Source organism: Micromonospora aridisoli, from assembly GCF_056150025.1.
On the sequence record NZ_JAXCFK010000002.1, the window covers coordinates 480,804 to 496,107 of the forward strand.

17 protein-coding genes are annotated in these 15,304 nt (G+C 70.5%); 15 read left to right on the plus strand and 2 right to left on the minus strand.

The genetic code is table 11. The annotated features are described in order from the left end of the window. Nucleotides 1-22 precede the first annotated feature (22 nt). Genes SM447_RS05750 through SM447_RS05760 form a run of 3 tightly spaced genes read left to right on the plus strand, consistent with a single transcriptional unit; the run spans nt 23 to nt 2,850 of the window. On the plus strand, nt 23-604 hold the full coding sequence (locus SM447_RS05750; protein ID WP_474571659.1) for an ArsR/SmtB family transcription factor: 582 nt from the start codon (nt 23-25) through the stop codon (nt 602-604). A gap of 41 nt (nt 605-645) precedes the next feature. Then, nucleotides 646-1,965: an MFS transporter gene (locus SM447_RS05755; protein ID WP_474571660.1), complete on the plus strand. Its 1,320-nt coding sequence runs from the start codon at nt 646-648 to the stop codon at nt 1,963-1,965. 33 nt (nt 1,966-1,998) lie between these two features. Continuing rightward, nucleotides 1,999-2,850: a menaquinone biosynthetic enzyme MqnA/MqnD family protein gene (locus SM447_RS05760; RefSeq protein WP_474571661.1), complete on the plus strand. Its 852-nt coding sequence runs from the start codon at nt 1,999-2,001 to the stop codon at nt 2,848-2,850. 117 nt (nt 2,851-2,967) lie between these two features. On the opposite strand, the gene SM447_RS05765 is transcribed toward SM447_RS05760, so the two are convergent. Both SM447_RS05765 and SM447_RS05770 read right to left on the minus strand, forming a co-directional pair. Next, the gene (locus SM447_RS05765; RefSeq protein ID WP_474571662.1) at nt 2,968-3,912 is read right to left on the minus strand and encodes a serine hydrolase; all 945 of its coding nucleotides are present in this window, start codon (nt 3,910-3,912) and stop codon (nt 2,968-2,970) included. Beyond that, entirely contained in the window at nt 3,912-4,889 is a 978-nt protein-coding gene (locus SM447_RS05770; RefSeq protein WP_474571663.1) for a hypothetical protein, read from the minus strand. The genes SM447_RS05765 and SM447_RS05770 overlap by 1 nt, the downstream gene beginning before the upstream one ends. A 359-nt stretch (nt 4,890-5,248) precedes the next feature. Here SM447_RS05770 and paaA point away from each other — a divergent pair, with 359 nt between their 5' ends. From paaA to SM447_RS05830, 12 genes are all read left to right on the plus strand, one after another. Continuing rightward, a complete protein-coding gene (gene paaA / locus SM447_RS05775; protein ID WP_474571664.1) occupies nt 5,249-6,304 on the plus strand; it encodes a 1,2-phenylacetyl-CoA epoxidase subunit PaaA in 1,056 nt (351 codons plus the stop codon). Beyond that, a complete protein-coding gene (gene paaB, locus SM447_RS05780; RefSeq protein WP_357581090.1) occupies nt 6,301-6,588 on the plus strand; it encodes a 1,2-phenylacetyl-CoA epoxidase subunit PaaB in 288 nt (95 codons plus the stop codon). The genes paaA and paaB overlap by 4 nt, the downstream gene beginning before the upstream one ends. Then, on the plus strand, nt 6,585-7,310 hold the full coding sequence (gene paaC, locus SM447_RS05785) for a 1,2-phenylacetyl-CoA epoxidase subunit PaaC (protein ID WP_474571665.1): 726 nt from the start codon (nt 6,585-6,587) through the stop codon (nt 7,308-7,310). The genes paaB and paaC overlap by 4 nt, the downstream gene beginning before the upstream one ends. A gap of 4 nt (nt 7,311-7,314) precedes the next feature. Next, nucleotides 7,315-7,791 (plus strand): 1,2-phenylacetyl-CoA epoxidase subunit PaaD, encoded by a 477-nt coding sequence (gene paaD / locus SM447_RS05790; protein ID WP_474571666.1) that lies wholly within the window; start codon nt 7,315-7,317, stop codon nt 7,789-7,791. Continuing rightward, complete coding sequence (paaE, locus tag SM447_RS05795; protein WP_474571667.1) at nt 7,788-8,927, plus strand: 1,2-phenylacetyl-CoA epoxidase subunit PaaE; 1,140 nt, start codon at nt 7,788-7,790, stop codon at nt 8,925-8,927. Before paaD ends, paaE begins: the two co-directional genes overlap by 4 nt. A 31-nt stretch (nt 8,928-8,958) precedes the next feature. Further along, nucleotides 8,959-9,237, plus strand: coding sequence for a type II toxin-antitoxin system Phd/YefM family antitoxin (locus tag SM447_RS05800; RefSeq protein WP_474571668.1), 279 nt, complete (start codon nt 8,959-8,961; stop codon nt 9,235-9,237). A gap of 204 nt (nt 9,238-9,441) precedes the next feature. Beyond that, nucleotides 9,442-10,632 carry a cyclic dehypoxanthinyl futalosine synthase gene (gene mqnC, locus SM447_RS05805; protein ID WP_474571669.1) on the plus strand — a complete coding sequence of 397 codons (1,191 nt, stop codon included), beginning with the start codon at nt 9,442-9,444 and terminating at the stop codon, nt 10,630-10,632. Between the two features lie 431 nt (nt 10,633-11,063). Beyond that, nucleotides 11,064-12,242 carry a COG1361 family protein gene (locus tag SM447_RS05810; protein ID WP_474571670.1) on the plus strand — a complete coding sequence of 393 codons (1,179 nt, stop codon included), beginning with the start codon at nt 11,064-11,066 and terminating at the stop codon, nt 12,240-12,242. A gap of 135 nt (nt 12,243-12,377) precedes the next feature. Further along, the gene (locus tag SM447_RS05815) at nt 12,378-13,088 is read left to right on the plus strand and encodes a demethylmenaquinone methyltransferase (RefSeq protein WP_474571671.1); all 711 of its coding nucleotides are present in this window, start codon (nt 12,378-12,380) and stop codon (nt 13,086-13,088) included. A gap of 59 nt (nt 13,089-13,147) precedes the next feature. Continuing rightward, the gene (locus SM447_RS05820) at nt 13,148-13,357 is read left to right on the plus strand and encodes a hypothetical protein (protein WP_474571672.1); all 210 of its coding nucleotides are present in this window, start codon (nt 13,148-13,150) and stop codon (nt 13,355-13,357) included. A gap of 192 nt (nt 13,358-13,549) precedes the next feature. Further along, the gene (locus SM447_RS05825) at nt 13,550-14,824 is read left to right on the plus strand and encodes a geranylgeranyl reductase family protein (RefSeq protein ID WP_474571673.1); all 1,275 of its coding nucleotides are present in this window, start codon (nt 13,550-13,552) and stop codon (nt 14,822-14,824) included. Nucleotides 14,825-14,932: 108 nt separating this feature from the next. After that, complete coding sequence (locus tag SM447_RS05830) at nt 14,933-15,298, plus strand: NADH-quinone oxidoreductase subunit A (RefSeq protein WP_093404019.1); 366 nt, start codon at nt 14,933-14,935, stop codon at nt 15,296-15,298. The last annotated feature ends 6 nt before the right edge of the window (nt 15,299-15,304 follow it).

The following is a 15,304-nucleotide window of genomic DNA, read 5'->3' on the forward strand; positions in this document are numbered from 1 at the left end:
CCCGGCCGGGGATCATGGGGGCATGACGCAGGCGCACCCCGAGCCGCCCCGGGTGACGATCAGCGACCCGCAGACGCTGCGGGCGCTCGCCCACCCGGCCCGGCTCGCGATCATGGAACACCTGGCGACGACCGAGGGCGCGGTGACCGCCACCGAGTGCGCCGAGGTGGTCGGCCTGTCGCCGAGCGCGACCAGTTACCACCTGCGGGCACTGGCCAGGTTCGGGCTGGTGGAGCAGGCGCCGAGCCGAGGGGACGCCCGTGAACGGCTGTGGCGTGCCGCGATCCAGCAATGGACCATCGACGCCGGCCGGGACGCCGACCCGTCGGTACGCGACGCCGAGCAGACCCTGGTCGAGGTGTTCCTGGCCCGGGAGTTGGAGCGCAGCCGGGACTGGCTGCGCCGGGCACCGGACGAGTCCGAGGAGTGGTACCGCAGCGCGATGATCAGCGAGTCGTTGCTGCTGCTCACCGCCGAGGAGTTGGCGGAGTTGAACGAGGCCGTGACCGCCCTGCTCAAGCCGTACCGGAAACGCACCCGGACCGATCCGCCGCCGGGCGCGCGCCGGGTGGCCGTCCAGTACCGGGCGCTGCCGCTGGCCTGACGCGCTTGCACCGACAAGATGTGAAGCATTACTTTCGAAGCATGTCTTTCACATCGGGGGAGTCACGGTGGACCGACGTCGCCCTGGCCACCTCCGCCCGTGGCCTCGCCACCTGCGGGCAGTTCCTCGCGGCCACCACGTTGACGTTGACCCTCCAGAGCAGCGGGGCCGGTGGCCGTGCCGTCGCCGGTCTGCTGCTGGCGGCGGCCCTGCCGCTCGTGGTGCTGGCTCCGCTGACCGGGCGGCTCGCCGATCGGGTGGACAGCCGGACGCTGCTGGTCGGTGCCGGGCTGGCCCAGTCGGTGATCTGCCTCGCGCTGGCGTACGCCGGAGACCCGCTGCTGGTCGTGGGCCTGGTCGCGCTGCTCGCCTCCGGGCTGGCCGTCGCCCAGCCCGTGCTCGCCGCCCTGGTGCCCGCCATGGTGCGCGCGGTGGACCTGCCCAGGGCCACGGCGCTCAACCAGACCGCCGGCATGCTGGGGGTGCTGACCGGGCCGGCCATGGCCGGGTTCCTGGTCGGCGGCTTCGGCGCCCGGGTACCTCTGTTGATCGCCGCGGTCGGCTACCTGGCGCTCGTCGTCGCCGGCCTGCTGGTGCGTACCCGCCGGGGCGGTCGGCGACGCGCGGCGGTGACCGGCGGTGCCGCGCCGGTGGACGCGGTGCCCGCCACGACGGCGGAGGACGACGTCGCGAAGGCGCGGAGCTGGCGGCTCCGACGGGACCCGTTGCTGGTGGCGATGGTGGCGACCCTGGCCGGGGTGATCGCGGCCATCGGCGCGATCAACGTCATCGAGGTCTTCTACGTACGCGAGACCCTCGGTGCCTCGGCCACCGCCTACGGCCTGGTGACCGGGGCGTGGACGCTCGGCGTGCTCTGTGGTGCCTGGATCTTCGCCCGGCTGGCTCGGCGGTTCGCCGACGACGCCGCACTGATCCAGGGCGGCCTGCTCCTGCTCGGTGGGTGCTGCCTGATGGTGCTGGTGTCGGTGACGGTCCCCGCAGCGATGCTGCTGGTGCCGATCTGGCTCGTCGGCGGCATCTGCAACGGCGGCGACAACGTGTTCCACAACCTGGTGCTGGCGCGGCGGGTGCCGGAGGGCGCGCGCGGGCGGGCCTTCGCCGCCGTGGGTGCCGCGGTGCAGGGTGCGGCGATGTTCGGCTACCTGCTCGGTGGCCTGCTGCTGGAGGTGACGCAGCCGCGGCCGTTGATCGTCGCCTGCGGGACGGCCGGCCTGCTCGTGCTGCTCGGCTTCGTCGTGCCCGTCCGCCGGGCGGTCCGGGCCGAGCGGGCCCGCGCCCGCCAGATTCCGTCGTCGAGCCCGGCGGGTGCGGGGTTGGCCACTTCGACGGCGTCCGGCTGAGCAGGTCACGGGGGGCGGGGATACGGTCGGGGCATGGTCGAGCGCCTCGCCCGCCCCCGCGTCGGGCACATCCAGTTCCTCAACTGCCTGCCCATCTACTGGGGGCTGATGCGCTCCGGCGCCCTGCTCGACGTCGACCTGCGCAAGGACTCACCGGACCGGCTCAGCGCCCAGCTCGTCGCCGGTGACCTGGACATCGGGCCGATCACCTTCGTCGAGTACCTGCGACACGCCGACGAGCTGCTGCTCCTGCCCGACCTGGCGGTGGGCAGCGACGGGCCGGTGCTGTCGGTGAACCTGGTCAGCACCGTGCCGCTGGCCGATCTCGACGGTGCCCGCGTCGCGCTGGGCTCCACCTCGCGGACCGGGGTGCTTCTTGCCCAGTTGCTGCTGCGCGAGCGGTACGGGGTCCGCCCGGAGTACTACCGGTGCCCGCCCGATCTGACCCAGATGCTGCTGGAGGCCGACGCCGCGGTGCTCATCGGCGACGTGGCCCTGCGGGCGATGTACGAGGCACCCCGACAGGGGCTGACCGTGACCGACCTGGGTCAGGCGTGGCGGGAGTGGACCGGCCTGCCGATGGTCTTCGCCGTCTGGGCGGTCCGCCGCGACTTCGCCGCGGCCCATCCCGGCCTGGTCAAGGAGGTGCACGACGCGTTCCTGCGCTCGCGTGACCTGTGCCTGGCCGAGCTGGACCAGGTCGCCGAGTCGGCGGCCCGGTGGGAGCCCTTCGACGCGGCCACCCTCGCGGAGTACTTCCGTGCCCTGGACTTCTCCCTCGGCGAGCGTCAGATCGCCGGCATCCGCGAGTTCGCCCGCCGAGCGGCGGCCCTCAACGAAACCCCCGCGCTGCCCCCCGCCGGCCCCACCTTCTTCACCCGCTGACCCCAGCCCTCCCCAATCTCCCCGCGATCTTGCACTTTTCGTCGCCGCTTTTCGGGGACAAGCCGTGTTCCGGCGACTGAAATTGCAAGATCGGCGCGGGTCAGGGTGCGGCGCGGATCAGGGGGCAGTGGTGAGCAGGGCTTCGGTGACCTTCTGGCAGTTGTCCATGCCGTACTCGTAGCCCTTGTTGATGGGGTACTGGAGCATCACGCCCATCGTCCAGGTGTCACCGATCGCCAGGCAGTTGACGTGGATCTCCTGCTCGCGGGTGCGGTCGACCCAGCCGTTCTTGATGGCGATCTTCTTCGCCTCGGCGGCGGGGAACGCCTTGCGGATGCCGAAGTCGCCGGCACCGCGTACCTGGCGCATCTCGCTGAGCAGCCACTTGGTCCACTTCGGGCCGGCGGCGGTGCCGTCGGCGATGCAGTTGCCGAGGCGGGCGGTGTCGCGGGGGGAGAGTTCGGTACGGCTCCACCCGAGATCGCTGGACACCTTGCTGTCGGTCAGCTTGCAGGTGGACAACAGCCGCTTGATCGAGGCGGACCGGCCGATCTGGGTGTAGAGCTGCTCGGTACGGGTGTTGTCGCTGTCCCGGATGATCCGGGTCAGATCGTCCAGCTTCGCGTCGCTCGGCGTCTGCCCGGCGTCGGCGGTGCGGCGCAGGTAGTCGGCGACGATCCAGGACTTGATCAGGGAGGCGGTGGTGCTGGTCTCGGACATGTTGTCCGACCCGATGATCTCGCCCGACCGGCGGTCCAGCACGCTCCACGCGTACCAGCCGTCGATGTCCAGGTCGATCTCCTTCGCCTCGAACGGCAGCGGCTCGGGCTCCGGCGAAGGGCTGGGCGACGGTGACGGCCGTACGCTGCGGTCGGTCAGGGTGCCGCCCCGGGCCGCCGGCGACTCGCCCCGGCCCCACTGGGCGGCGGCGGTGGACTCGAAGGGTGAACCGGGCAGCAGGCGCAGCGACACCAGGACCAGCCCGATCAGCACGGCCGCGATGGCGATCAGGCGCAGCGGCGATGTCTCACCGTTGCGGTCGCGGCGGCTGCGGCCGGCCATCAGAGCTTCCCGACCGGCTGCTGGGGCACCTTGAGGGCCCCGCCGGGCTGCGGCGTCACCAACTGGCTGGCGACGCTGGCGCAGACGTCGGATCCGTAGTCGAGCCCGTTGCCACGGGGGTAACGCAGCATCACCGCGAGGCTCCACTTCTCGGTCACGGCCAGGCAGTTGACGTGCCAGTTGCCGTCGTAGTTGAGGACCGTCCAACCGTTCTTCATGCCGACCGGCCCCTGGCTGGTGATCGACTCGGGCAGGCCGTCGATGATGCCCCACTTTCCGCCGCCCGAGCGGGGCCCCTGGTCCTTGGCCGCGGTGCTGCCGCGAACCTTGCTCATCTCCGAGAGCAGCCACTTCGTCCACTTGGGCCCGGCTGCCCGGCCGTCGGCGATGCAGTCGCCGAGTCGGACGGCGTCCCGCGGGGACATCAGGGTGAAGCTCCAGTACCCCTCGTAACCCTTCACGTTGCCGCGCTTGGTGTCGGTGAGGTCGCAGGTGTTGATCGCCCGCTTGATCACCGGGTTCGGCTGGCCACCGGCCGGCACCGCGTACGAGCCGCCGGCGGCGCGGTAGACCAGGTTGGTCGCGTCGTCGTCGCTGTCCCGGATGGCCAGGCTGGCCGCCTTCTTCATCGCCGCGGGTGGCTCCTTGTCGCCGAGTTGACGCAGGTAGTCGGCGACGATCCAGGCCTTGATCATCGACTCGGTCGAACTGGTCGCGGCCATGTTCTTCGAACCGGAGAGTTCATCGGTCTCCCGGTCCAGCAGCGCCCACGAGAAGAACTCGCCCTTGAAGTTCACCGACACCTTGCCGGCGGCCAGGGTCGGCGGCGGCGGTGGGGTGGGGGCGGGCGCGGCGACGCTCTGCTGGCGGGCGTTCTCCTCGCCGGCCGCGAGCCGGGCGTATGCGGCCGGCACCAGCATGACGCCGCCGAGCAGCACCGCCGTGACGGCGAGCACCATGGTCACGCGAGATCGCATGAGCGGGTGAGCTCCAGATGTCGGGGCCGGGAGGACCGGCTTGTTGCCAGGACTGACCGGTGCGGATCGCCCGGGCCGGGGGAAGTGGCCCTGTCAGCCGGCGATCGTCGTCAGCCGATCGGTGTGACGCAGGAAGTCTACGTGCGGATCGGCGTTATGCCAGGACTCGACACTGGGCAACTCGCCGTGAAGGCGGGATAACGAACCGCTATGCATCTGTTGCGAGGATTTGTCGCGGCTTGGTGACCTAACTCATAGTCACCGGTCGTACCGATGGCGATCGCCCGGTGACTGTGGGAAGTCCTGGAAGTGTATGACACCCTCTGGTGTCCTAGACCGCTAGCTGTAACACTTAGGGCATGTATGGCAATGACTTCCCGGGCGAGGACCCGCCCGGCGGCCTGCTCGGCGAGGTCGAGGCCGCGGAGGCGGCGCTGCGCGCGGCCGCGGAACGCGGTCGCGGTGGCGCCGAGCCTGGTGAGGACCTGGCCGCCTACTTCGCCGAGGTCGTCGAAGCCGACCAGAAGATCGAGCCGCGCGACTGGATGCCGGAGGCCTATCGGCGGACGCTGATCCGGCAGATCGCCCAGCACGCCCACTCCGAGATCATCGGCATGCAGCCGGAAGGCAACTGGATCAGCCGCGCCCCGTCCCTCAAGCGCAAGGCGATCCTGCTGGCCAAGGTGCAGGACGAGGCCGGGCACGGCCTGTACCTCTACGCCGCCGCCGAGACCCTCGGGGTCAGCCGGGACGAACTGGTCGACCTGCTGCTCAACGGTCGGCAGAAGTACAGCTCGATCTTCAACTACCCCACCCTGACCTGGGCCGACGTGGGTGCGATCGGCTGGCTCGTGGACGGCGCCGCGATCGTCAACCAGGTGCCGCTGTGCCGCTGCTCCTACGGCCCGTACGCCCGCGCGATGATCCGCGTCTGCAAGGAGGAGTCGTTCCACCAGCGGCAGGGCTACGAGATCCTGCACACCCTGGCACACGGCACCCCGGCCCAGAAGGCGATGGCTCAGGACGCGGTCGACCGGTGGTGGTACCCGTCGCTGGCCATGTTCGGACCGCCGGACGGCGACTCCACCCACTCCGCCCAGTCGATGGCCTGGAAGATCAAGCGCTTCTCCAACGACGAGCTGCGCCAGCGTTTCGTGGACATGTGCGTCGGCCAGGCCGAGGTGCTCGGGCTGACCCTGCCCGATCCCGACCTGCGCTGGAACGACGAGCGCCAGGCGTACGACTTCACCCAGCCGGACTACGACGAGCTGATGCGGGTGATCAAGGGCAACGGGCCGTGCAACCGGCAGCGGATGGAGCACCGGCGCCGCGCCCACACCGAGGGCGCCTGGGTGCGTGAGGCCGCCGAGGCGTACGCCGCCAAGCGGGCGGAGAAGGAGAAGGTGGCCGCGTGAGTCAGCAACACACTCCGCTCTGGGAGGTCTTCGTCCGGGCCCGGCGCGGGCTGGCGCACACCCACGTCGGCAGCCTGCACGCGCCGGACGCGGAACTGGCCCTGCGTAACGCCCGCGACCTCTACACCCGACGGCAGGAGGGCGTGTCGATCTGGGTGGTGCCGGCGAGCGCCATCACCGCCTCCAGCCCGGACGAGAAGGACGCCTTCTTCGACCCGGCCGCCGACAAGGTGTACCGCCACCCCACCTTCTACGAGGTGCCAGAAGGGGTGGCCCACCTGTGAAGAAGCCCCTCGCCTTCACCCTCGCCCTCGGCGACGACGCGCTCATCGCGGCGCAGCGGCTGGCCGAGTGGACCACCCGGGCACCGGAGATGGAGGAGGACATCGCGCTGGCCAACATCGCCCTGGACCAGCTCGGCGCCGCCCGCCTCCTGCTGTCGTACGCGGGTGAGCTGGAGGGTGCCGGCCGGGACGAGGACGCGCTGGCCTACCTGCGCGACGACCGGGAGTTCCGCAACTGCCTGCTGGTCGAGCTGCCGAACGGTGATTTCGCGGTGACCATGGCCAAGCTGCTCGTCCTGGCGGCGTACCAGGTGCCGCTCTACACCGCGCTGGCCGACTGTCCGGACGAGCGGCTGGCCGCCATCGGCGCGAAGGCCCGCAAGGAGTCCGCGTACCACCTGGACCACGCCGCGCTCTGGGTGCGGCGGCTGGGCGACGGGACCGAGGAGTCGCACCGGCGGATGCAGGCCGGTGTGGACCAGATCTGGCCCTACGCCGACGAGTTGTTCACCCCGTGGCCGGACGCACCGGTCGACCCCGCGAACCTGCGGTCCGAATTCGACGACACGGTGACCGCGGTGCTCGCCGAGGCAACGCTGACCATGCCGGAGTCCGGCTGGACGCCGACCGGCGGGCGCGACGGGGTGCACACCGAACACCTGTCGTACCTGCTCGCGGAGATGCAGGTGCTGCACCGCGCCCATCCCGGGGCGCGCTGGTGAACACATGAGCAGGGCGAGGCAGGCGGTGGCGGCGGTGGTGGACCCGGAGATCCGGGTCGTCACCATCGACGATCTCGGCATCCTGCGGTCGGTGCAGGAGGATCCGGCCAGCGGCCGGGTGGTGGTGACCATCACCCCCACCTACACCGGCTGCCCCGCGATGGACGTCATCCGCGCCGACATCCGTCGCGCACTGGCCGCTGCCGGTCACCCGGAGGTCGAGATCCGTACGGTGCACAGCCCGGCCTGGAGCACCGACTGGATCAGCGACGCCGGGCGGGCCAAGCTGGCCGCCGCCGGCATCGCTCCACCCGCCCCGGTCCGGCGCGACGGGGTGGTGCCGCTCACCCTGGCGGTGCGCTGCCCACGCTGCGGTTCGCCGGAGACCGAACAACTCAGCCGCTTCGGCTCCACCGCCTGCAAGGCGCTGTGGCGCTGCCGCTCCTGCTCCGAACCCTTCGACCATGTGAAGGCCCTGTGACTGTCACCATCACCCGCCCGGTCCGTCGCCGGCCGGTGTTCCACCCGCTGCCCGTCGTCGCCGTGGACCGGCTCACCTCCGACGCCGTCGCGATCACCTTCGCCGTGCCCGAGGAACTGCGCGAGACGTTCGCCTTCCGCGCCGGCCAGCACCTGACCGTACGCCTGCCGGCCGTGGCCACCGGCGCGGAGCGCGACGCTGCCGGCGCGGCCGGTGCGGACGTGCGCCGTTCGTACTCGATCTGCTCGACCCCGGCGGAGCTGGAGCGGCACGGCCGGTTGCGGATCGGCGTGCGGGAGATCCCCGGCGGAGCCTTCTCCAGCTACGCCTGCGGGGCGCTGCGGCACGGGGACACCGTTGAGGTGCTGCCGCCGCTGGGGCACTTCACCACGACGTTCCGGCCCGACCGGGTCCGACGCTACGGCGCGGTGGTCGCCGGCTCGGGCATCACTCCGGTGCTGTCGCTGGTCGCCACCGCGCTGGCCGTCGAACCGGCCAGCACCTTCACCCTGGTGTACGGCAATCGCACGGCCGGCAGCGTGATGTTCGCCGAGGAACTGGCCGACCTGAAGGACCGCTACCCGACCCGGCTGCACCTGGTGCACGTGCTCTCCCGTGAGCAGGGCGACTCGCCGCTGCTGTCGGGCCGGATCGACGCGGAGCGGCTGCGTCGCCTGCTGGACACCATCGTGCCCGGTGACGCGATCGAGGAGTGGTTCCTCTGCGGCCCGTACGGACTGGTGGTGGATGCCAAGGCGGTGCTCGCCGAGCGGGGCGTGGCCGAGTCGGCGGTGCACACCGAACTGTTCCACGTGGACGCGCCGCCCGAGCCGATGCGCCGCACGGATGACGCGTCGGGTGGCACCGACGTGACGATCATGCTCGACGGGCGCTCGTCGAGCTTCACCATGCGCCGCGACGAGCGGGTGCTGGACGCGGCGCTCAAGGTTCGCGGCGAGCTGCCGTACGCCTGCAAGGGTGGGGTCTGCTCGACCTGCCGGGCGAAGGTCGTCTCCGGCGAGGTCGAGATGGCCCGCAACTACGCCCTGGAGCCCGACGAGGTGGCCGCCGGCTACGTGCTGACCTGCCAGTCCAGCCCGCTCACCGACACCCTCTCCATCGACTACGACGCGTGACGTGTAGAACATCTCGTTCCACACTCGTTCCGTGGAGCAGATCGCGGTACGGGAGCTGAACCAGCACACGAGCGGGGTGTTGGCACGGGTGCGCGCCGGAGAGACGGTCGAGGTGACCGACCGGGGTGAGCCGATCGCCCGGCTGGTTCCGGTTGTGGCGGGTGACGCCCTGCTGGGGCGGTTGGTGGCGGAGGGCCGAGCGACCGCCCCTGCTTCCACCGGGCCCCTGCCGCTGCCCCCGGTCTTCGGCGACCCCACGGTCGACGTGGCAGCGGTGCTCGCCGCGTCGCGGGACGAGGAACGCTGGTGATCTACCTCGACTCGGCAGCCGTCATCAAGCTGCTCCGTCGAGAGCAGGAAACCGAGGAGCTTGTCACCTGGCTCAACGACCGCGGAGCCACCTGAGGTACCTCCGCGCCACGCCGTGCGACCGGACCGCGTCGGCGAGAAGGATGGGTCACAGGTCGGGCGCGCGCCTGAGAGCTGGGCGGGAGGTCGGCGTAGGCTCGGGGGCGTGACGGTGAACCGGGAGATCGACGACATCCTGCAACGCGGCGCGGACGGCGGGCGGATCACGCCCGAGGAGGCCCTGCGGCTCTACACCGACGCCCCCTTCCACGCTCTCGGCGAGGCGGCGGACGCGGTGCGTCGGCGGCGGTACCCGGACAACGTCGTCACCTACCTGATCGACCGCAACATCAACTACACCAACGTCTGCGTGACGGCGTGCAAGTTCTGCGCCTTCTACCGCGCGCCGAAGCACAAGGAGGGGTGGACCCACCCGACCGAGGAGATCCTGCGTCGCTGCGGCGAGGCGGTCGAGCTGGGTGCCACCCAGGTCATGCTCCAGGGCGGTCACCACCCCGACTACGGCGTGGAGTACTACGAGGAGCTGTTCTCCTCGGTCAAGAAGGCGTACCCGCAGCTGGCGATCCATTCGATCGGGCCGAGCGAGATCCTGCACATGGCCAAGGTCTCCGGGGTGAGCCTGGACGAGGCGATCGCCCGGATCAAGGCCGCCGGGCTCGACTCGATCGCCGGTGCCGGCGCCGAGATGCTGCCGCAACGCCCCCGCAAGGCGATCGCGCCGCTGAAGGAGTCCGGGGAGCGCTGGCTGGAGGTCATGGAGCTGGCGCACCGGCAGGGCGTCGAGTCGACCGCCACGATGATGATGGGCACCGGCGAGACGGCCGCCGAGCGGATCGAGCACCTGCGGATGATCCGCGACGTGCAGGACCGTACGCGCGGCTTCCGGGCCTTCATCCCGTGGACGTACCAGCCGGAGAACAACCACCTCAAGGGCCGCACCCAGGCCACGACGCTGGAGTACCTGCGGCTGGTGGCGGTGGCCCGGTTGTTCTTCGAGACCGTGCCGCACCTGCAGGCGTCCTGGCTGACCACGGGTAAGGACGTCGGCCAGCTGGCGCTGCACATGGGTGTCGACGACCTCGGCTCGATCATGCTGGAGGAGAACGTCATCTCCTCGGCGGGCGCCCGGCACCGTTCCAACCTGCACGAGCTGATCGGGATGATCCGCTCGGCCGACCGGATCCCCGCCCAGCGGGACACGCTCTACAACCGGCTGGCCGTGCACCACACGCCCGACGACGACCCGAGCGACGACCGGGTGGTCTCGCACTTCTCGTCGATCGCCCTTCCCGGCGGCGGCGCCGGCCGGTCGCTGCCCCTGGTCGAGGCCCGCTGATCGAACCTCGCGTCCCCGGACGCCGTAACCTGGGGTGTCCGGTCGGCGGGAGACCCTCCGTAGCGGCGAGTGGGTCATCCACGCCCGCAGAGCGTCCAGTTTGCCGCGAATTGGGATGCTGTTCACGTGCAGGCGATGTTCGCCCGGCGTCGCGTTGAGTGATCGGCCGGCCGACAGGAAGTCATGATCCAGACGCGCTGCCACTCGTCCGAATGGTCGAGACGCGTCATCCATCCGGCTCGAAGCGTCGAGCCGCCCCGACCGGATGGTGGTGCGTGGTCAGGCAGCAAGACCCATCAATCCGGACAATCTTTAAGTCTCCATTAGCTGAGCAGCTTGTGACGGGTGTGGTCCGGGGTGGCGCACGTGATCGTTGACCGCTAACGTCCCCGCCCGTACGTTTTCATTCACCCTACGGGGGAGACCATCCCATGATCTTCCGAACCCGCCGTGCCGCCAGCCTGGCCGCGGCCGCACTGCTCGCCTCGGGCACCTTCACCGCCCTTGGTGCGCCGGCCTACGCCGCTGGCACCGAGACGGACCTGGCGATCACCGCCGCCGGCACCCGCCTTGCCAGCGGCGTCGAGGGCAAGATCGCCTGGATCAAGATCTCAAACCAGGGCGAGGGCACCCCGAGCAAGGTCGTTGTCAAGACCGATGCGTCCAGTGTGGACGACACCAAGCTCACCGTCATGCCGTTGACCTGGGGCGGATGCGAGGCCGTCGATGCCGCCCCCACGCCCAAGGTCTTCGCCTGCGAACTCGATGAGGAGGAGGTTCCCGGGCCGGGCGAGACGGTCGAGGTGATGCTCCTCATCGGCAACCTCGCCAAGGGCGCCACTGAGCCGTACAGCGCTCCGGTGACCATCACCATCGAGTCGCCGGACGACACCGACGACAGCAACAACAGCAAAGAGGTCAACCTTGAGCTGACCCCGGAGAGCGGCGCCGACCTGAGCGTGGTCGTACCCGACGTGAAGACCCGCATTGACCTCGACACCTACGAGGAGGAGGGCCCGCTGCGGCCGGGCGACACCGCCCTCGTCTTTGGTCTCGTCCTTAACCAGGGCGACCGGACGGCCAAGGGCTTTAAGCTGACCTACCAGCTGCCGGCGGGCGTGACCGCGCTGCCGATCGAGGGTTGCGACTTCGACGCTGCGACGCGCGCTGGTGCCTGCGAGGACAAGACGTTCCTGATCGAGCCCGACGAGCCGCAGTTCCTGGGGCTGCCGGTCGAGGTGGACGCGGACCTCGACGCACCGGTCACCCTCAAGGATGGCTGGGCGGAGATCCAGGCACTCGGAACGCTTGAGCCGGGTGCCCGGGTGAGTGCGCAGGCCAAGCGGCCGGCCTTCGTCGCCGCGGTGCCGGACGCTCCGGAGTTCGCCGACCTCGACCCGACCGACAACAAGGACGACTTCGCCGTCGTTGTCACCGCCCCGACCGGCGGCGGTGGCGGTGGCGGTGGCCTGCCGGTCACCGGTGTGCAGGCCGGCCTGATCGGTGGCATCGGCGCGGGCGTGCTGGCCGCCGGTGTGGCGATGTTCCTGGTGTCCCGTCGTCGCCGGGTGGTCCTGGTGACCCCGGGTGACGAGAAGACGAACGCCTGAGGCTCGTCCTCTATCGGCCCGCGCGGGCCGTTCACATAACGCACGGCAGTGAGGGCGGGATGGGTGACCATCCCGCCCTCACTGTGTCTCCGACCCTGCCCCGACCGGCGGAGACCGGGCTGGCAGAGTGGAGGGGTGAGCCGTACCCCGCAGGGCCAGCGCGCCAGCCTGGACAAGCAGCCGCACGAGGTCGCCGCGATGTTCGACGGCGTCGCGGCCCGCTACGACCTGACCAACACCGTCCTGTCCTTCGGTCAGGACCGGTTCTGGCGACGGGCCACCCGGTCCGCGCTCGACCTGCGCCCCGGCGACCGGGTGCTGGACGTGGGGGCGGGAACCGGCGTCTCCACTGAGGAGCTTGCCCACTCCGGGGCGTACGCGGTCGGTGCCGACCTGTCCCTCGGCATGCTGTACGCGGGCAAGCGCACCCGTCCACATGTGCCGTTGCTGGCCGGGGACGCTCTGCGGTTGCCCTTCGCGGACGCCAGCTTCGACGCGGTGACCATCTCCTTCGCGTTGCGCAACGTCAACGACACCGCCGCGGCGCTGCGCGAACTGGCTCGGGTGACCCGTCCGGGCGGCCGGCTGGTGATCTGTGAGTTCAGCACCCCGGTCAACCCCGCGTTCCGCACCGTGTACCTGTCGTACCTGATGCGCTCCCTGCCGGCGGTGGCCCGCGCGGTCTCCAGCAACCCCGACGCGTACGTGTATCTCGCCGAGTCGATCCGGGCCTGGCCGGACCAGCCGGCGCTGGCCGCGCGGGTGGCCGCGGCGGGGTGGGGCCGGGTGGCATGGCGCAACCTGACCGGCGGGGTGGTGGCCCTGCACCGAGCGGTGCGGACGTGAACGTCGCCATTTAGGCGAATGTGGCGATTTTGTCGTCTTTGCCGCTTAGGCTGGCCGACATGACGGATCCGAAGAATGTGGCCATCGGGGATGCCGCCGAGCTGGTCGAACAGCTCAGGGGCCTGGCCGGAGCGGATCCCGCCGACGTGCGCCAGGTGGTGACCGAGGTGCTCGCGGCCCTCGACCGGGCCGCTGGCGGTACGTTGCGCGAGCAGTTGCCGGAGACCATCCGCGCGGGCCTCGATGCCGCCGAGCCGGTGCGCCGTTGAGTGCCGAGCGCGAGCGCTGTTCGGCGGATGTTAAGAAGGGGCCCCTGCTCTACCTGAGGCGTTAACAGGGGGCCCTTCCTTGCATCCAGGCAGGTTAGGTCGACCTAACAAGGCGAGCGTACGCCGCCGGTCATAGACTCGTCCCGGCTGGCTTGTGAAGCATTTCACGAGCATGGTGGGGAGGAGGCGCGGATGACCGCGGTGGAGAACGACGCCGACGTGATCGTCGTGGGCGCCGGTCCCGGTGGTTCGGCGACCGCGTACCACCTGGCTCGGCACGGCGTGCGCGTGCTGCTGCTCGAGAAGACCGAATTCCCCCGGGAGAAGGTCTGCGGCGACGGGCTGACCCCGCGCGCGGTGCGGCAGCTGATCCGGATGGGCGTGGACACCTCGCCGGAGGCCGGTTGGCTGCACAACCGCGGCCTGCGCGTGATCGGTGGCGGCGTCCGGCTGGAGCTGGACTGGCCGGATCTGGCCAGCTTCCCGAACTACGGCCTGGTGCGCACCCGACTCGACTTCGACGACCTGCTCGCCCAGCGCGCGGTGGCCGCCGGTGCCAAGCTGCGTACCAGTGTGAACGTGATCGGCCCGGTGCTGAACGAGGACGGCCGGGTGACCGGGGTGGAGGCCGAGGACGGCCCGGACAAGGCGCCCGTGACGTTCCACGCCCCCCTGGTGGTGGCCGCGGACGGCGTCTCGGGCCGCTTCCCGCTGGCCCTCGGCCTGGCCAAGCGGGAGGACCGCCCGATCGGCGTGGCCGTCCGGCGTTACTACCGCTCCGATGCCCGCCACGACGACGACTACCTGGAGTCCTGGCTGGAGCTGCGGGCCAAGGGCACCAACGAGCTGCTGCCCGGGTACGGCTGGATCTTCGGTCTCGGTGACGGCCGGGTCAACGTCGGGCTCGGCATCCTCAACTCGTCCTCGGCCTTCGGCAAGACCAACTATCGGCGGCTGCTCACCGACTGGCTGGCCAACACCCCGCCGGAGTGGGGCATGACCGACGAGGCGAACGCCGAGGGGTCGATCCTGGGCGCGGCCCTGCCGATGGGGTTCAACCGGGTACCGCACTACACGCGGGGCGTGATGCTGGTCGGTGACTCCGGCGGCATGGTCAACCCGTTCAACGGCGAGGGCATCGCGTACGCGATGGAGTCCGGCGAACTGGCCGCGGAGGTCGCGGTCCAGGCCCTCGCGCGGCCGGCCGGTGCGGAGCGGGAGCGGGCGCTGCTGGCGTACCCGCAGGAGTTGAAGACCCGGTTCGGCGGCTACTACCGGCTGGGCGGGATCTTCGTGAAGCTGATCGGCCGCCCGGAGGTCATGCGTGTGGCGACGAAGCACGGCATGCCCCACCCCACGCTGATGCGCTTCGTGCTCAAGCTGCTGGCCAACCTCACCGACCCGCGCGGCGGTGACGCGATGGACCGGGTCATCAACGCGATGACCCGGGTCGCGCCCGCGGTGTAGCGGCGCGGAACAGGCAAGGTCCACCCCCGCCGAAGGTGGCGGGGTGGGATGTGAATAGTGTGAATTTCGCCAACCACCGAGGGCAGGGAAGGACGAGCAGGAGAAGAAATGTCGCTCTCGCCTTACGTACCCATCATCGGGCTGTTCGCCCTCGCCGCGGGTTTCGCGCTGTTCTCGATAGCCGCTGCCCGGTTCGCCGGCCCCCATCGCTACAACAAGGCCAAGCTCGAAGCTTACGAGTGTGGGATCGAGCCTAGCCCGCAGCCGATCGGTGGAAGCCGGTTTCCGGTCAAGTTCTACCTGACGGCGATGCTCTTCATCGTCTTCGACGTGGAAATGATCTTCCTGTACCCGTGGGCGGTCTCCTTCGACATCCTGCCGGTGTTCGGGTTCGTCGCCATGTTGGTGTTCATCGGTGCCGTCTTCGTCGCGTACGCCTACGAGTGGCGGCGCGGCGGCCTGGACTGGGACTGAGGGAGG